Here is a 13,929-nt window from a genome sequence, read left to right on the forward strand (position 1 = left end):
GATCAGCTCTGCGAGGAGCTAGGCATTGAGCATCGCCTGACCCGCCCAAAACACCCGCAGACCAACGGCATGGTTGAACGCTTCAACGGGCGCATCGCCGACATCCTGCGCACCCATCACTTCCATTGCGGCGAAGAACTTGAGGCCACCATCCTGCGGTATGTCTGGCTGTACAATCACCAACTGCCACAGAAAGCCTTGGGGCACGTCAGCCCCATCCAGGCCATGAAACAATGGCAGCGATCACACCCCGAACTGTTCAACAGACGTGTTACCAATCAGCCGGGACACGACACCTACCCGCCTGATCCAGCGCATCCTCCAAATCGCCACCGACAAGGATTCCCTCATTCTCGATTCGTTTGCGGGTAGTGGCACCACAGCCCACGCGGTGCTCAAGCAAAACGCCGAGGACGGCGGCAACCGCCGCTTCATCCTCGTCGAGATGGATGCCAACATCGCCCAAAACGTCACCGCCGAGCGCGTGCGGCGCGTGGCGCAGGGCTACACCAACGCCAAAGGACAAGCCGTAGAGGGGCTCGGCGGCGGCTTCCAGTTCTGCCGCCTGTCCACCGAACCCCTGTTCGACGCCAACGGCCAAATCCGCAGCGATGTGAGCTTCGCGCAACTGGCCGAGTTCGTCTGGTTCGCCGAGACCGGCACCGGCTACACGGGCCAGGCTGATTCGCCGCTGCTCGGTGTGCACGAGGGCCGCGCGATCTACCTGCTCTACAACGGCATCCTCAAGGACAAATCGGTTGCCGGCGGCAATGTGCTCACTGGCGCGGTGCTGGACGTTTTGCCGCCGTTTGCCGGTCCCAAGGTGATCTACGCCGCCGCCTGCCGCCTGGGCGGCGCGCGGCTGGCGCGCGAGGGCATCACCTTCAAGCAGACGCCTTACGCGCTGCAGGTGTGAGCATGGGGCCACAGCGCAAGGTCATCATCATCGCCGGGCCGAATGGCGCAGGCAAGACGACGTTTGCGCGGGAATTCCTGCCCAATGAGGCAGGCTGTCCCATTTTCGTGAACGCCGATTTGATCGCGGCGGGGCTGGCCCCGTTTGCTCCGCAGAGCGCCGCTGTACAGGCCGGGCGGCTGATGCTGGAGGAGCTGGAGCGGCACTTCCGCGCAGGCCGCAGCTTTGCATTCGAGACGACGCTGTCGGGGCGTACGTTTCTGCGCCATATTCGGCGATGGCGGCAGGCGGGCTACTGGGTGGAGTTGATCTTCCTTCAGCTCAACGATGTTGACGAAGCGGTGGCGCGGGTTCAGCAGCGGGTTCGGCAAGGCGGCCATGACATTGCCGAGGCGGTGATCCGGCGCCGCTTCGAGGCCGGGCTGGCCAATTTCCGTCAACACTACGCGCCGGCGGTGGATGCCTGGGCTTTGTATGACAACTCGGGCGAGATGCCGGTATTGCTGGACTGGAGCGAACGATGAACGGCAAGACGATCGATCAAGCCAAGAGCGCGGATTTGCGGGGGTCGTGGCCGGCCCTGCTGCGGGCGGCGCGGCGCGCGCGCGAGCTGGCGGCGCAGACGGGGACCGAACTCATTGTCATGCGTAATGGCGTTCTGCAACGCATCCGGCCGCAGCCGAACGAGGGCGCGACGCCTTCTGCCACGCCCGAGGGCAGGCCATGACGACCTTCGCGCCCAAGACCTATCAGCAGCAGGTGCTCGACAGCGTGACGGCCTTTTTCCAAGCCTGCCACGCCTTGCCCTCGCCCTCCGTGGCCTTCACCGCCACGACGGAAGCGCTGTGGGGGTGCGGCAACCCGTATCACCCGCTGGCGGGCTTTCCGCCCGACATGCCGTACTTCTGCCTGCGCGTGCCCACGGGCGGCGGCAAGACCTGGCTGGCGGCCAAGAGCGTGGCCTTGGTCAACACGCATCTCTTGCGCACAGAGCACAGCGTGATCCTGTGGCTGGTGCCCAGCAAGCCGATCCGCGAGCAGACGTTGAAAGCGCTCAAGGACCGCAGCCACCCGTATCACGCGGCGCTGCGCGAAGCTGGCCCGGTGACGGTGCTGGATTTGGAAGAGGCCAAGAGCGTGACCCGCGCCACGCTGGATACGTCCACCACGATCATCGTCGCCACCCGGCAGGCGTTTCAGGTGGAGGATGAGGAATCGCGCAAGGTGTATCAGAGCAGCGGCGCGCTGATGCACCATTTCGACCACCTCTCGCCGGCACAGCGCGAGGCGCTCCTGACCGAGGGCGAAGGAGCCGAGCGCACGATACCGTATTCGCTTGCCAACGTGCTGAGGTTGCGCCGGCCCTTCGTCGTCGTTGATGAGGCGCACAACAGCCGCACCGAGCTCGCCTTCGACATGCTGGCGCGGCTGCGCCCCAGCGGCATCATGGAGCTGACCGCCACGCCGGATCTCACGCGCACGCCGAGCAACGTGCTGCACAGCGTCTCGGCCGCCGAGTTGAAGGCGGAGGAGATGATCAAGCTGCCGGTGGTGCTGGAAACCGAGCCCAACTGGCAGCAGTGCCTGGCCGATGCGATAGCCCGGCGTGAGGCCCTGCACAAGCTCGCAGACGAAGAACGCCGAGCCGGCGCCCCTTATCTGCGCCCCTTGGTGCTGATCCAGGCCGAGCCGCGCCGCGCGGGGGTAGAGACCCTGGACGTGGAGCGCGTGAAGAACGAGCTGATCGCCAACCACGGCATCCCGGCGAGCGAAATCGTGGTGGCCACCGGCGAGGAGAAGGGGCTGGAGAAACTCGACGCCGACTACAAGCTGGGCATTGCCGACGCGGCCTGTCCGGTGAAGTTCGTCATCACCCAGAAGGCGCTGGCCGAGGGTTGGGACTGCCCGTTTGCCTACATTCTGGTGAGCATGGCCGAGCTCAAGTCAGCCACGGCGGTGGAGCAATTGCTCGGGCGCGTGTTGCGCCAACCCAGCGCCCGCCAGCGGCAGGCCAAGGCGCTGAACCAGTCTTACGCCTTCGTGGTGTCGAAGAGCTTTGCCGAGACGGCGAGCGCCTTGCGCGACCGGCTGGTGGAAGGCGCGGGCTTCGATCGGCGGGAGGTGCGCGAGTTCGTCACCGCCGCGCGGCCGCAGCAGGCGCGGCTGGACCTGGAGGGCCATGCGGGCCGCGTGGTGGTGCACCCGGTTGCGGTCACGCTGCCGGAAAAGCCGGATTTCAAGCAAGTGCCCAAGCCGGTGCGCGACAAGGTGAGCTGGGACGTCAAGGGCCAGACGTTGACGATCACCGCGCCGCTGACGGCAGATGAGGCCGAGGCGCTGAAGGCGGCGGTCACGTCCGCAGCGGCGGCTGCAGCAATTGAACAAGCTGCCGAAGTCAGCCGTACCACGGCGATCGAGTTCTTCCAGACGCCGGCCGAGCGGGGCGAGCGCTTTTGCGTACCGCAGCTGGCCTTGCGCGTGCAAGGTGAGCTGCAGCTTTTCGACGACCCGGAGGTGCTGGAGTATCCCTGGGACCTCTCGCCCTACGATGCCGCGCCAACGCCCGACGATCTGCAGGCCCTAGGCGCGGCCTTGAAAGTCTCGGAGGGGGGTGAGATCGACATCGATGAGGGCGGACGCGTCGTCTCGCGTTTTCTGCCCGAGCTGCAGCGCGATCTGGGGCTGGCCTATCGGCCCGAACACTGGGACGAGGTGCGCCTGGCTGCTTGGCTGTGCCGCAACCTGCCGGAGCCGACGCTTACCCATGCAAGCAAGCAGGCGTTCGTAGCCAAGTGGCTCACCGAGCTGCTGCGCCGGGAGGGCTTCACGTTGGCGCGCGCGAACTTACAGAAGTTTTTGATCCGCAATCTGCTGGAAGCACGCATCCGCGAACTGCGCCGGCAGGCGGTGGGGCGGGCCTACCAGCAGACGCTGTTCGGCGAGGGCGCGGCAGAACGAGTGGCGGTGACCGATCAATACGCCTTCGAGTTCCATGCGCAGGTCTATGCTCCCAGCCGGGATTACGACGGGCGAACGTCACCCTATGGCCACTTCGACTTCCGCAAGCATTTTTACGGCCGCATCGGCGACTTCGACAGCAAGGAGGAGTTCGAGTGCGCCTGCCAGCTGGACATGTGGGCGCAGCAGGGCCGCATTCAGTTCTGGGTGCGCAACCTCGTTCGGCGCGAAGGCTGTTCGTTTTTCTTGCAAAAAGCCGACGGGCGCTTCTACCCGGACTTTCTGTGCCAGCTGCCGGGTGATGCCGGCCAGCCCGGCCCGGTTCTGGCGGTGGAGTACAAGGGCGCGGACCGCTGGGCCAGCGCCGAGGATGACCGGATGATCGGCGGCCTCTGGGCCAGCCTTTCTGGTGGGCGCTGCCGCTTCGTGATGGTCAAGGATCGGCGGTGGGACTGGATCGAGGCCGAACTGATCTGATCGGTGAGACCTTTCCAGGGGCAGTTTGCCGACAGTGCTAGCATCACTTTTTGACCCGGCGTTCGACAAGGCGCATTCGGCCCCCTTTGCTACGTCTGTGCTCGCTGTGCGGAGGGGCGCGGGGGGCGTCGGTTTCTCCCCATGCCCAGACCCTTCTCCGAATCTTTGTTCCTTGCTCTCCAACACGCCCTGCCCAAGCGCGCGCTGACCGAGCTGGCCGGGGCGCTGGCGCGCCGGCCGCTCGGGCCGGTGACGCAGGCGGCGATCCGCCGCTTCATCGCGCGCTACCGCGTGGACATGGCTGAAGCGGCGCAGCCCGACCCGGCCGCGTACGCGACGTTCAACGACTTTTTCACGCGCGCGCTGCGCCCGGATGCGCGGCCGCTGGCGGTGGCCGACCTGGTCTGCCCGGTGGATGGGTCGATCAGCCAGTGCGGCGCGATCGAGCGCGACCGCATCCTGCAGGCCAAGGGTCACGGCTACACGGTGGCGGCGCTGCTGGGCGGCGACGCGGCGCTGGCGGCGGCGTTTGCCGACGGGACGTTCGCCACGCTGTATCTCAGCCCGCGCGACTACCACCGCATCCACATGCCCTGCGCGGGGCGGCTGCAGCGCATGGTGCACGTGCCGGGGTCGCTGTATTCGGTCAACCCGGTGACGGCGCGCGGGGTGCCGGGGCTGTTCGCGCGCAACGAGCGCGTGGTGTGCCTGTTCGAGGGACAGCGCCCCGACGGGCGGCGCTTTCCGTTCGTGCTGGTGCTGGTGGGGGCGACGATCGTCGGCAGCATGGCCACCGTTTGGCACGGCGTCGTCAATCCGCCGCGCCCGGGTATCGCACAGCGCTGGGATTACGACGACCGCGAGATCGCCCTGGCGCAGGGGGCGGAGATGGGGCGTTTTCTGCTCGGCTCGACCGTGGTGGCGCTGTTCCCGCCGGGTGTCGCTGCCTTGGCGGCGGACTGGGCGCCAGGCCGCCCGGTGCGCATGGGCGAGGCGATGGGGACGTGGCGGCCCTGACGGCGCCGCCGGGCCGGCGTTGCCGTCCCTCCCCCGTCATTGGAATGCCACTTCGGCAAAGCTGCGCAGCTTGCGGCTGTGCAGCTGGTCCACGCCCGCCGCGCGCAGCCGCTCGATGGCGCGCAGGCCGATGCGCAGGTGCTGATCGACGCGCTCGCGGTAGAAGCGGTCGGCCATGCCGGGCAGCTTGATGGCGCCGTGCAGCGGCTTGTCGCTGACGCACAGCAGCGTGCCGTACGGCACCCGGAAGCGAAAACCGTTGGCCGCGATGGTGGCCGATTCCATGTCCAGCGCCACGGCCCGTGATTGCGAGAAGCGCCGCTGCGGCAGGTTGTCCGGCAGCAGCTCCCAGTTGCGGTTGTCGGTGCTGGCAACGGTGCCGGTGCGCAGCACGCCTTTGAGTGCCGCTCCGTCCAGCCCGGTGACGTCGGCCACCGCGGCTTCGAGCGCCTGCTGGATTTCGGCCAGCGCCGGGATGGGCACCCACAGCGGCAGCTCTTCGTCCAGCACATGGTCCTCGCGCACATAGGCGTGGGCCAGCACATAGTCCCCCAATTGCTGGCTGGTGCGCAGCCCGGCGCAGTGGCCCAGCATCAGCCAGGCGTGCGGGCGCAGCACGGCGATGTGGTCGGTGGCGGTCTTGGCGTTGCTCGGCCCCACGCCGATGTTGACCAGCGTGATGCCGCTGCGGTCGGCGCGCACCAGGTGGTAGGCCGGCATCTGGGGCAGGCGTGGGGGTGGGCCGCCTTCAGGGCCCGCGAGCGTGGTGCGTTCCGCCGCCGACAGGCCCGTCCGCCAGGTGACGACGTTGCCCGGCTCCACGAAGGCGACGCAATCACTGTCCGGGCGCTGCATTTCCGCCAGCCCCAGACGCACGAACTCATCGACGTAAAAGCCGTAGTTGGTGAACAGCACGAAGTTCTGGAACCACGCGGGCGAGGTGCCGCTGTAGTGGCGCAGCCGCTGCAGCGAATAGTCGATGCGCGCGCCGGTGAACAGCGCCAGCGGTTGGGGCGCGCCGGGCGGTGGGGTGTGTGTGCCGTTGGCGATGCCGTCGTCCATCGCGGTCAGGTCGGGCAGATCGAACACCTCGCCCAGGCGCGCGCGGTGCAGGGCGTCCAGCTCGCCCTCGAAGTGGGCGTCCTCCCCCAGCGCGAAGTGCACAGGGATGGGTTCGCTGCCCAGGCCGATTTCCAAGGGCGCGCCGTGGTTGTCCAGCAACAGGCGAAACTGCTCGCGCCAGTAATCCGCAAACAGGTCGGGGCGGGTCAGCGTGGTTTCGTAACGGCCCGGGCCGGCCACGAAGCCATAGCTCAGCCGCCCGCCGGTCCCGGGGCGCATGGGCGCCATGGCCCGCTGTGTGCGCACGCGCACGAAGGGGTAGGTGGCCCGCACCCGGGTCAATGCGGTATCCGGCGCCAGGGGGGTGCGTACATAATCGGCCAAGGCCTCCCGCAGAAAGCCCACCGCGGCGTCGTAGAGTCGGCGCACCTGCGCCACGGCGGCGTCGGGGTCGGTGAAGGCTTGCGGGGCGACGAAGGCAGGGGTTTCGGGGTTTCGGTCCATGGCGCGATTGTCGCGGGCCGGAAGCGGTTGCATAGGAGAGCACGCGCGCAAATGGTCGATTCCGTGGCGGTGACCGAGGTGTCCGGTGCGGCCCGCGCCCTGGCGGCGGCGCTGGGGTGCGGCTTGCTGGTCGGGCTGGAGCGCGAGCGCCGCAAGGGGCGGGGCGCGACGCGGGTGTTTGCGGGCATCCGCACCTTCGCGCTGGTGTGCGTGCTGGGTGCTGCGGCCGCGCTGACGGGCAGCGTCGGGCTGGTGCCGGTCGGGGCGCTGCTGGTGGCGGGCTTGGCCGTGGTGTCGCACTGGCGCGACCGCTCCCCCGATCCGGGCGCGACCACCGAAATCGCCTTGTTTCTGACCTACCTGATCGGCGTGCTGTGCGCCTGGAGCCTGCCCCTGGCGGCGGCCGTGGCGGTGGGGCTGACCGGCGTGCTGGCCGCGCGCGAGCGTCTGCACCGCTTTGCCCGGCAGTGGCTGCGGCCGTACGAGGTGCGCGACGGGATCATTCTGGCGGCGATCGTTCTGATCGCGCTGCCGTTGATGCCCGATCGCACCGTGGCCGGCGAGGGGCTCAACCCCTATCAGCTCACCCGGTTGCTGGCGCTGCTGCTGGCCATCCAGTCGCTGGCGCATCTGAGCCAGCGGCTGCTGGCCGCGAGGGAGGCGATCGCCTTGTCGTCGCTGGCGGCCGGTTTTGTCTCCAGCACCGCCACCATCGCCAGCTCCGGGCTGGCCGTGCGCGAGGGTCGCGCCGGTGCGCGGTTGATGGCCGGTGCGGGCTTGCTGTCGTGCGTGGCGACGCTGCTACAGATGGCGGTGATCGCCGCGGCGCTGCAGCCCGCCTGGCTGGCGTGGCTGTGGCTGCCCACCTTGGTCGGGGCCACGCTGGCCTTGGGGCTGGGGCTGTGGCTGGTGCAGGGGGCCCTGGCTGGCGCCAATGCGGGGGCCAACGCAGGGGCACCGGCCCCGGTCGATGGCGCGCAGGCGCAGCGCATGTTCAGCCTGCGCAACGCCGCCGTGGTGGCCGGCGTGCTGACCCTGGTGCAGGTGGGGGTGCATGGGCTGGGCCGCTGGCTGGGCCCCGTGGCCGAGTCCGCCGGCACGCTGCTCGCGGCGCTGTTCGACCTGCATGCGGCGCTGGCGGCCATCTTCGTGCAAGGCACGCCGCCGGCCTCCGGTGCGCCCGACCGGCTGGTCTGGACGCTGGCGCTGGCCTTGCTGGTCCATGCTGCCAGCAAAAGCGCGGTGGCCTGGGCGTCCGGGGGGCGCGACTACGCGCGTTGGCTGGTGCCCATGCTGTGGCTGCACACGCTGCCGGCCGTGGCGCTCATCCTCTGGACACCGGTTCGCGCAGGGTGACCAACTCCTCGGCGATCGTCGGGTGGATGCCCAGCGTGGCGTCGAACTGGGCTTTGGTGGCCCCGCAGCGCAGCGCCACGGCAAAGCCCTGCACGATTTCGCCCGCGTCCGGCCCGACCAGGTGCAGGCCCACCACCCGGTCGGAGGCGTCGTCCACCACGAGCTTGACCAGGGTGCGCTCCTCGCTGCCGCTGAGCGTGTGGCGCAGGGCGCGGAACTCGCTGCGGTAGATGCGCAAGCGCCCATACCGCTCGCGGGCCTGCGCCTCGGTCAATCCCACCGTGCCCACGTTGGGCGCGGTGAACACGGCGGTCGGGATCAGATCGTAGTGTGCGCTGCGCGGGGCGGCCCCCGGGGCCGGCCCGTACAGGTGATCGACCAGCGCCATGGCCTCGGCCAGCGCCACCGGGGTGAGCTGCACCCGCGCGGTCACGTCCCCCAGCGCGTATACGCTGGGGACGTTGGTGCGGTAGTGCTCGTCCACCACGATGGCCCCCTGCGCCCCCTGGGCGACGCCCAGCGCCTCCAACCCCAGTCCCTGGACATTGGGCACCCGCCCGGTCGCGTACAGGATGGCATCGGCCACCAGCCGGTTGCCATCTTCCAGCACCGCGTGCAGGCCGTCCGCTTCGCGGTGCACGGCCACCACGCCGGTTTGCAGGCGCAGATCCACCCCTTTTTTGCGCATCTCGCCGGCCAGAAAATGCCGGACCTCGTCGTCGAAGCCACGCAGGATCTGCTCGCCGCGGTACAACTGCGTCACCTGCGCCCCCAGGCCGTTGAAGATGGAGGCGAACTCGCACGCGATGTAGCCGCCGCCGACCACCACCAGCCGCTGGGGGAAGGGGTCGAGGTCGAACACCTCGTTGGACGTGATGACATGCTCGCGCCCGTGAAAATGCGGCACATGCGGGGTGCCGCCGGTCGCGATCAGGATGCGCTCGGCGCGCCACGTCTGGTGCCCCGGGGTGCCGTCGGCGTTCAGCGTGGCCAGCTCGATGGTGTGGGCGTCGCGCAGCCGGGCCCAGCCGCTCAGCACGGTGACCCCGCTGCTGCGCAGCAGCCGGTCGTACACCCCGTTCAGGCGGGCGATTTCGGCGGCGCGCCGGCGCTTGAGCTCGGCCCAGTCCAGCGCCGCCGCGCCGATTTGCCAGCCGTAGCCGCGCGCCTCCTCGAAGGCTTCGGCGTAGTGGGCCGCGTAGCTGTAGAGTTTTTTGGGGATGCAGCCCACGTTGACGCAGGTGCCGCCCAGTCCGTCCAGGCCCTGGGCCTCGGCCAGCGCGACGCGCACGCCGCGCTGCGCCGCCATGCGCGCGGCACGCACGCCGCCGCTGCCGCCACCGATGACGAAGAGATCGAAGTCGAAACCACCCATGTGCGCCATCCGTCTGTCGTTGCGTTGCCATCCTGGTCGTCAGGGCCCCGGCGGGGTTGGTGCCCCGACGGGGTCCGCCCTATGATGCCAGCAAAGACACCTGCCCAGGAGCTTGCCCGATCCCGACGCTGTCCCGACCCCTGTGTGGCATGAGGGGGCGCCTGTGCGCGCTGGCCGCCGCTGCGCTGCCGGCGGCGGTGGCCGCGCAAGCGGCCCCCGATGCGGCCCCGCCCGAGCCGCCCCCACGCACCGTGCAGGGCTATGTGATCGGTGCGGCGCTGGTGGACGGACGCGACCCGGTCGGGCAGTCCGCGCGAACCTCGACCCTGCAGCCGGTGTGGGGGCTGTGGGTGGGGCGTTTTCGCCTGTCCAGCGGGGGCGCGGCCACGCTGTGGGGGGTTGGACGCGAGGCGCTGGTCGACGCCGGGCTGAGCACCACCCTCGTCAGGCGGTCGAATGCGTCGCTGAGTGCGTCCCTGCGCTGGGACGAGGGGCGCGAGACCGACGAGGACGATCCCCTGCTGCGAGGGGCGTCACCCGTGCGCGGCACCCTGCGCGGCCGGCTGTCGCTGGGCTATGCGCCGGCGCCGCGCTGGAGTCTGTCCCTGGGGGTCAGCCAGGATCTGTTGGGCCGGGCCGGTGGTGCGCAGGTCTCGGCTGGGCTGAGCTATCGGTATCCCGTGTCGGCGCGCAGCCATTGGGACCTCGGCGGCAGCATCCGCGCCGGCAATGCCACCTATCTGCGTACCGTCTATGGATTGTCGTCGGCCGCCGCCGCGCGTGTCGGCCGGCCGCCTTACGAGCCGAGTGCCGGCGCCGAGGCGGTGCAGCTCGATTGGCGGCTGGTGTCCGCGCTGGACCGCGACTGGGTGGTGTACGGGGGCGTCGGCGTGTCGCGGCTGGTGGGGGCGGCGGCGCGCAGCCCGCTCGTCGGCGCCCGCCAGGTCTGGAGCGCCCAGGTCGGCCTGGCCTACCGGCACTGACGTGGTCACCCGCGCCCCAGCACCCGGGCCAGATAGCGCCCGGTGTGGCTGTCGGGATGGGCGGCGACGGCCTCGGGCGTGCCGCAGGCCACCACCGTGCCGCCACCCGCTCCGCCCTCGGGCCCCATGTCGATGACCCAGTCGGCCGTCTTGATGACGTCCAGGTTGTGCTCGATGACGACGATGGTATTGCCCGCGTCGCGCAACTGGTGCAGCACGCGCAGCAGCAGTTCGATGTCCCCGAAGTGCAGCCCCGTGGTCGGCTCGTCCAGGATGTAGAGGGTGCGTCCGGTGTCGCGTTTGGACAGCTCCTGCGCGAGCTTGACGCGCTGCGCCTCGCCGCCGGAGAGGGTGGTGGCGCTCTGGCCCAGCCGCAGGTAGCCCAGCCCCACGTCCAGCAGCGTCTGCAGCCTGCGCTGCAGGGCCGGCACGGCGCCAAAAAAGGCGTGGGCCTGCTCCACGGTCAGGTCCAGGATCTCGGCGATGTTGCGCCCCTTGTAGCGCACCTCCAGCGTCTCGCGGTTGTAGCGCGCGCCGCCGCAGACGTCGCACGGCACATACACATCGGGCAGAAAGTGCATCTCCACCTTGACCACGCCGTCGCCCTGGCAGGCTTCGCAGCGTCCGCCCGCGACGTTGAAGCTGAAGCGCCCCGGGCCATAGCCACGCTCGCGCGCGGCGGGCGTTTCGGCCATCAACTCGCGGATGGTGGTGAACAGGCCGGTGTAGGTGGCCGGGTTGGAGCGGGGCGTGCGGCCGATGGGGCTTTGGTCCACGGCGATCACCTTGTCGAAGTGCTCCAGCCCCTCGATGGCGTCGAACGGCTGCGGCTCGTCGTGGCTGCGGTAGAGGTGGCGCGCCACCGCCCGCAGCAGCGTGTCGTTGACCAGGGTGGATTTGCCCGAGCCACTGACGCCCGTGACGCAGGTGAACAGCCCGACCGGAAACGCCACCGTCACATTGCGCAGGTTGTGCCCGCGCGCGCCGATCAGGCGCAGGGCCGCCGTGGATGGCGCCGCCGGATCGCGCGGCCGGGTGCCGGCACGGTCCGCGCGGCCGGGCCAACCGCCGGCGCGCCGGGGTGCCGGTGCGGCGCCATCCGCGGCGCTGGGTTGCGATGGCTGCCACGGCGTGCGCCGCGCGGGCACCGGGATGCGCCGCCGCCCCGACAGATACTGCCCCGTCAGCGAGGCCGGCTCCGCCGCCACCGCCTCCCAGTGGCCCTGGGCCAGTACCTGCCCGCCGTGTACGCCGGCACCCGGCCCCAGGTCGATCAGGTGGTCGGCGGCCCGCATCATGTCCTCGTCGTGCTCCACCACGATGACCGTGTTGCCCAGATCGCGCAGCCGCTGCAGGGTGCCGATCAGGCGGTCGTTGTCCCGCTGGTGCAGGCCGATGCTGGGCTCGTCCAGCACGTACATCACGCCGCTCAGGCCCGAGCCGATCTGGCTGGCCAGGCGGATGCGCTGGGCCTCGCCACCGGAGAGGGTGTCGGCGCTGCGCGCCAGTGTCAGGTAGGGCAGCCCCACGTCGTTCAAAAAACGCAGCCGGGACCGGATTTCGCGCACCACCTTGTCGGCGATCTCGGCGCGCGCGCCCTGCCATTGCAAGCCCTCGAAGTACGCCAGCGCCTCGGCCAGCGTCATCTGGCTGATGGCGTGGATGTGGCGGCGCTGCGCCCCCTCGCCCAGATAGACCTGCAGCGCCTCGCGCCGCAGCCGGGTGCCGCCGCAGCCCGGGCAGGCGTGGGTGCTGCGGTAGCGGCCCAGCTCCTCGCGCACGGTGGGCGAGTCGGTGTCGCGCCAGCGCCGCTCGAAATTGGGCAGGATGCCCTCGAAGGGGTGGCGCTTGGTCACCCGCCGTCCGCCGTCGGCGCCGTACTGGAAGGCGATGGCCTCGTTGCCGCTGCCGTGCAGCAGCACGTGGCGCACGGTCTCGGGCAGATCCTGCCACGGGGTGTCGGGGTCGAAGCCATAGTGCGCCGCCAGGCTCTCGATCAGCGCGAAGTAGTGGGGGTTGCGCCGGTCCCAGCCCTTGATGGCGCCGCCGGCCAGGCTCAGCTCCGGAAATGCCACCACGCGCGCCGGGTCGAACAGCTCCACATGCCCCAGCCCGTCGCAGCGCGGACAGGCCCCTTGCGGCGCGTTGAAGGAGAACAGCCGCGGCTCGGGCGTGGCCTGCGTGTGGTCGCACACCGGGCAGGCGTAGCGTGCCGAGAAGGCGTGCAGCGCCTGCGTGTCCAGGTCCAGCGCGCGCGCCTTGCCATCGCCCACGCGCAGCGCCGCCTCCAGACTCTCGGCCAGCCGCTGGCGCGCGTCGGCCCGCACCTTCAGGCGGTCGATCACCACCTCCAGCGTCGCGCCCGGGCGCAGCAGGGCCGCGGCCTCGTCGCCCTCGGCCACCGTGCCATCGACGCGGAAGCGCACATAACCCTGAGCCTGCCAGCCCCGCAACGCGGCGGCCGGATCGTCCGCCTGCCCGGCAGGCAGCGGCGCCAGCAGCATCAGCCGCGTCTCGGCCGGCAGGGCCAGCAAGGCGTCCACCATCTGGCTCACCGTCTGCGCGCGCAGCGGCAGGTCGTGTTGCGGGCAGTGGGGCACGCCCGCGCGGGCGAACAGCAGGCGCAGATAGTCGTGGATCTCGGTCACGGTGCCCACGGTGGAGCGCGGGTTGTGGCTGGTGGCCTTTTGTTCGATCGCGATCGCGGGGCTCAGGCCCTCGATCAGGTCCACATCGGGCTTGTCCATGCGCTCCAGAAACTGCCGCGCATAGGCCGACAGGCTCTCGACGTAACGGCGCTGGCCCTCGGCGTACAAGGTGTCGAAGGCCAGGCTGGATTTGCCCGAGCCGGACAGCCCGGTGATCACCACCAGCGCGTGCTTGGGGATGTCCAAGTCCAGGTTGCGCAGGTTGTGCGTGCGCGCGCCGCGGATGCGGATCGCGCGGTCGGCCGGGGGCGGGGACGGCGGGGCAGACATGGGCGAGACGGACCAGGGTACCAAGAGTGAGGGCAACCGCGCATCATAGAACGCGGGTCCGCCCGGTGCCTTTGATACACTCACCGCCATGTTCGCTGTCCGCAGCACCTTCGACGCCCGCCTGGCTGCCGCCCTCAAGACCGGCCGCCGGGAGGCCTGGCCCTGGCGCAAGCCAACGACGCGCGCCTGATCCCCTCCGCGCGCACGCGCCGCTGCCGCCGCGCAGCCGGTTTGCCGTGCCGCCCCCCCTGTGCCGGTTGCCACCCGCGCCAGCCCCCGTTGGACCCCCAGGCCGTGCCGGCC

At 70.1% G+C, this 13,929-nt stretch carries 11 protein-coding genes; 8 read left to right on the forward strand and 3 right to left on the reverse strand.

The genetic code is table 11. From position 1 onward, the window contains the following. The 6 genes from Tfont_RS13295 to asd form a co-directional block, all read left to right on the forward strand. A partial coding sequence (locus Tfont_RS13295; RefSeq protein ID WP_260682394.1) for an integrase core domain-containing protein occupies positions 1-372 on the forward strand: 372 nt, incomplete at its 5' end. Continuing rightward, the gene (locus tag Tfont_RS13300; RefSeq protein WP_260682395.1) at positions 269-916 is read left to right on the forward strand and encodes a site-specific DNA-methyltransferase; all 648 of its coding nucleotides are present in this window, start codon (positions 269-271) and stop codon (positions 914-916) included. The genes Tfont_RS13295 and Tfont_RS13300, both read left to right, overlap by 104 nt. A 2-nt stretch (positions 917-918) precedes the next feature. Next, the gene (locus Tfont_RS13305) at positions 919-1,440 is read left to right on the forward strand and encodes an AAA family ATPase (RefSeq protein WP_143969790.1); all 522 of its coding nucleotides are present in this window, start codon (positions 919-921) and stop codon (positions 1,438-1,440) included. Next, positions 1,437-1,643, forward strand: a complete 207-nt coding sequence (locus Tfont_RS13310) for a hypothetical protein (protein ID WP_143969791.1) — start codon at positions 1,437-1,439, stop codon at positions 1,641-1,643. Before Tfont_RS13305 ends, Tfont_RS13310 begins: the two co-directional genes overlap by 4 nt. Beyond that, on the forward strand, positions 1,640-4,351 hold the full coding sequence (locus Tfont_RS13315; RefSeq protein WP_143969792.1) for a DEAD/DEAH box helicase: 2,712 nt from the start codon (positions 1,640-1,642) through the stop codon (positions 4,349-4,351). Before Tfont_RS13310 ends, Tfont_RS13315 begins: the two co-directional genes overlap by 4 nt. Before the next feature lie 141 nt (positions 4,352-4,492). Further along, positions 4,493-5,368: an archaetidylserine decarboxylase gene (gene asd / locus Tfont_RS13320; RefSeq protein WP_143969793.1), complete on the forward strand. Its 876-nt coding sequence runs from the start codon at positions 4,493-4,495 to the stop codon at positions 5,366-5,368. 36 nt (positions 5,369-5,404) lie between these two features. Here the strand turns inward: asd and Tfont_RS13325 are convergent, their stop codons facing one another. Next, entirely contained in the window at positions 5,405-6,934 is a 1,530-nt protein-coding gene (locus Tfont_RS13325) for an AMP nucleosidase (protein WP_143969794.1), read from the reverse strand. Between the two features lie 51 nt (positions 6,935-6,985). On the opposite strand from Tfont_RS13325, the gene Tfont_RS13330 reads away from it, so the two are divergent. Beyond that, the gene (locus Tfont_RS13330; RefSeq protein WP_068606244.1) at positions 6,986-8,290 is read left to right on the forward strand and encodes an MgtC/SapB family protein; all 1,305 of its coding nucleotides are present in this window, start codon (positions 6,986-6,988) and stop codon (positions 8,288-8,290) included. Here the strand turns inward: Tfont_RS13330 and gorA are convergent. Beyond that, entirely contained in the window at positions 8,259-9,665 is a 1,407-nt protein-coding gene (gorA, locus tag Tfont_RS13335; protein ID WP_143969795.1) for a glutathione-disulfide reductase, read from the reverse strand. The genes Tfont_RS13330 and gorA overlap by 32 nt on opposite strands. Before the next feature lie 149 nt (positions 9,666-9,814). On the opposite strand from gorA, the gene Tfont_RS13340 reads away from it, so the two are divergent. Further along, positions 9,815-10,648 carry a MipA/OmpV family protein gene (locus tag Tfont_RS13340; RefSeq protein WP_143969796.1) on the forward strand — a complete coding sequence of 278 codons (834 nt, stop codon included), beginning with the start codon at positions 9,815-9,817 and terminating at the stop codon, positions 10,646-10,648. A gap of 5 nt (positions 10,649-10,653) precedes the next feature. On the opposite strand, the gene uvrA is transcribed toward Tfont_RS13340, so the two are convergent. Continuing rightward, positions 10,654-13,626 carry an excinuclease ABC subunit UvrA gene (gene uvrA / locus Tfont_RS13345; RefSeq protein ID WP_143969797.1) on the reverse strand — a complete coding sequence of 991 codons (2,973 nt, stop codon included), beginning with the start codon at positions 13,624-13,626 and terminating at the stop codon, positions 10,654-10,656. Positions 13,627-13,929: the final 303 nt, after the last annotated feature.

The organism is Tepidimonas fonticaldi (assembly GCF_007556755.1).
Taxonomy (GTDB): domain Bacteria; phylum Pseudomonadota; class Gammaproteobacteria; order Burkholderiales; family Burkholderiaceae_C; genus Tepidimonas; species Tepidimonas fonticaldi.

Coding starts and splice junctions, on each gene's coding strand:
- Tfont_RS13305 (WP_143969790.1), top strand. CDS start 919: ATGGGGCCACAGCGCAAGGTCATCATCATCGCCGGGCCGAATGGCGCA.
- Tfont_RS13310 (WP_143969791.1), top strand. CDS start 1,437: ATGAACGGCAAGACGATCGATCAAGCCAAGAGCGCGGATTTGCGGGGG.
- Tfont_RS13315 (WP_143969792.1), top strand. CDS start 1,640: ATGACGACCTTCGCGCCCAAGACCTATCAGCAGCAGGTGCTCGACAGC.
- asd (WP_143969793.1), top strand. CDS start 4,493: ATGCCCAGACCCTTCTCCGAATCTTTGTTCCTTGCTCTCCAACACGCC.
- Tfont_RS13325 (WP_143969794.1), bottom strand. CDS start 6,934: ATGGACCGAAACCCCGAAACCCCTGCCTTCGTCGCCCCGCAAGCCTTC.
- Tfont_RS13330 (WP_068606244.1), top strand. CDS start 6,986: ATGGTCGATTCCGTGGCGGTGACCGAGGTGTCCGGTGCGGCCCGCGCC.
- gorA (WP_143969795.1), bottom strand. CDS start 9,665: ATGGGTGGTTTCGACTTCGATCTCTTCGTCATCGGTGGCGGCAGCGGC.
- Tfont_RS13340 (WP_143969796.1), top strand. CDS start 9,815: ATGAGGGGGCGCCTGTGCGCGCTGGCCGCCGCTGCGCTGCCGGCGGCG.
- uvrA (WP_143969797.1), bottom strand. CDS start 13,626: ATGTCTGCCCCGCCGTCCCCGCCCCCGGCCGACCGCGCGATCCGCATC.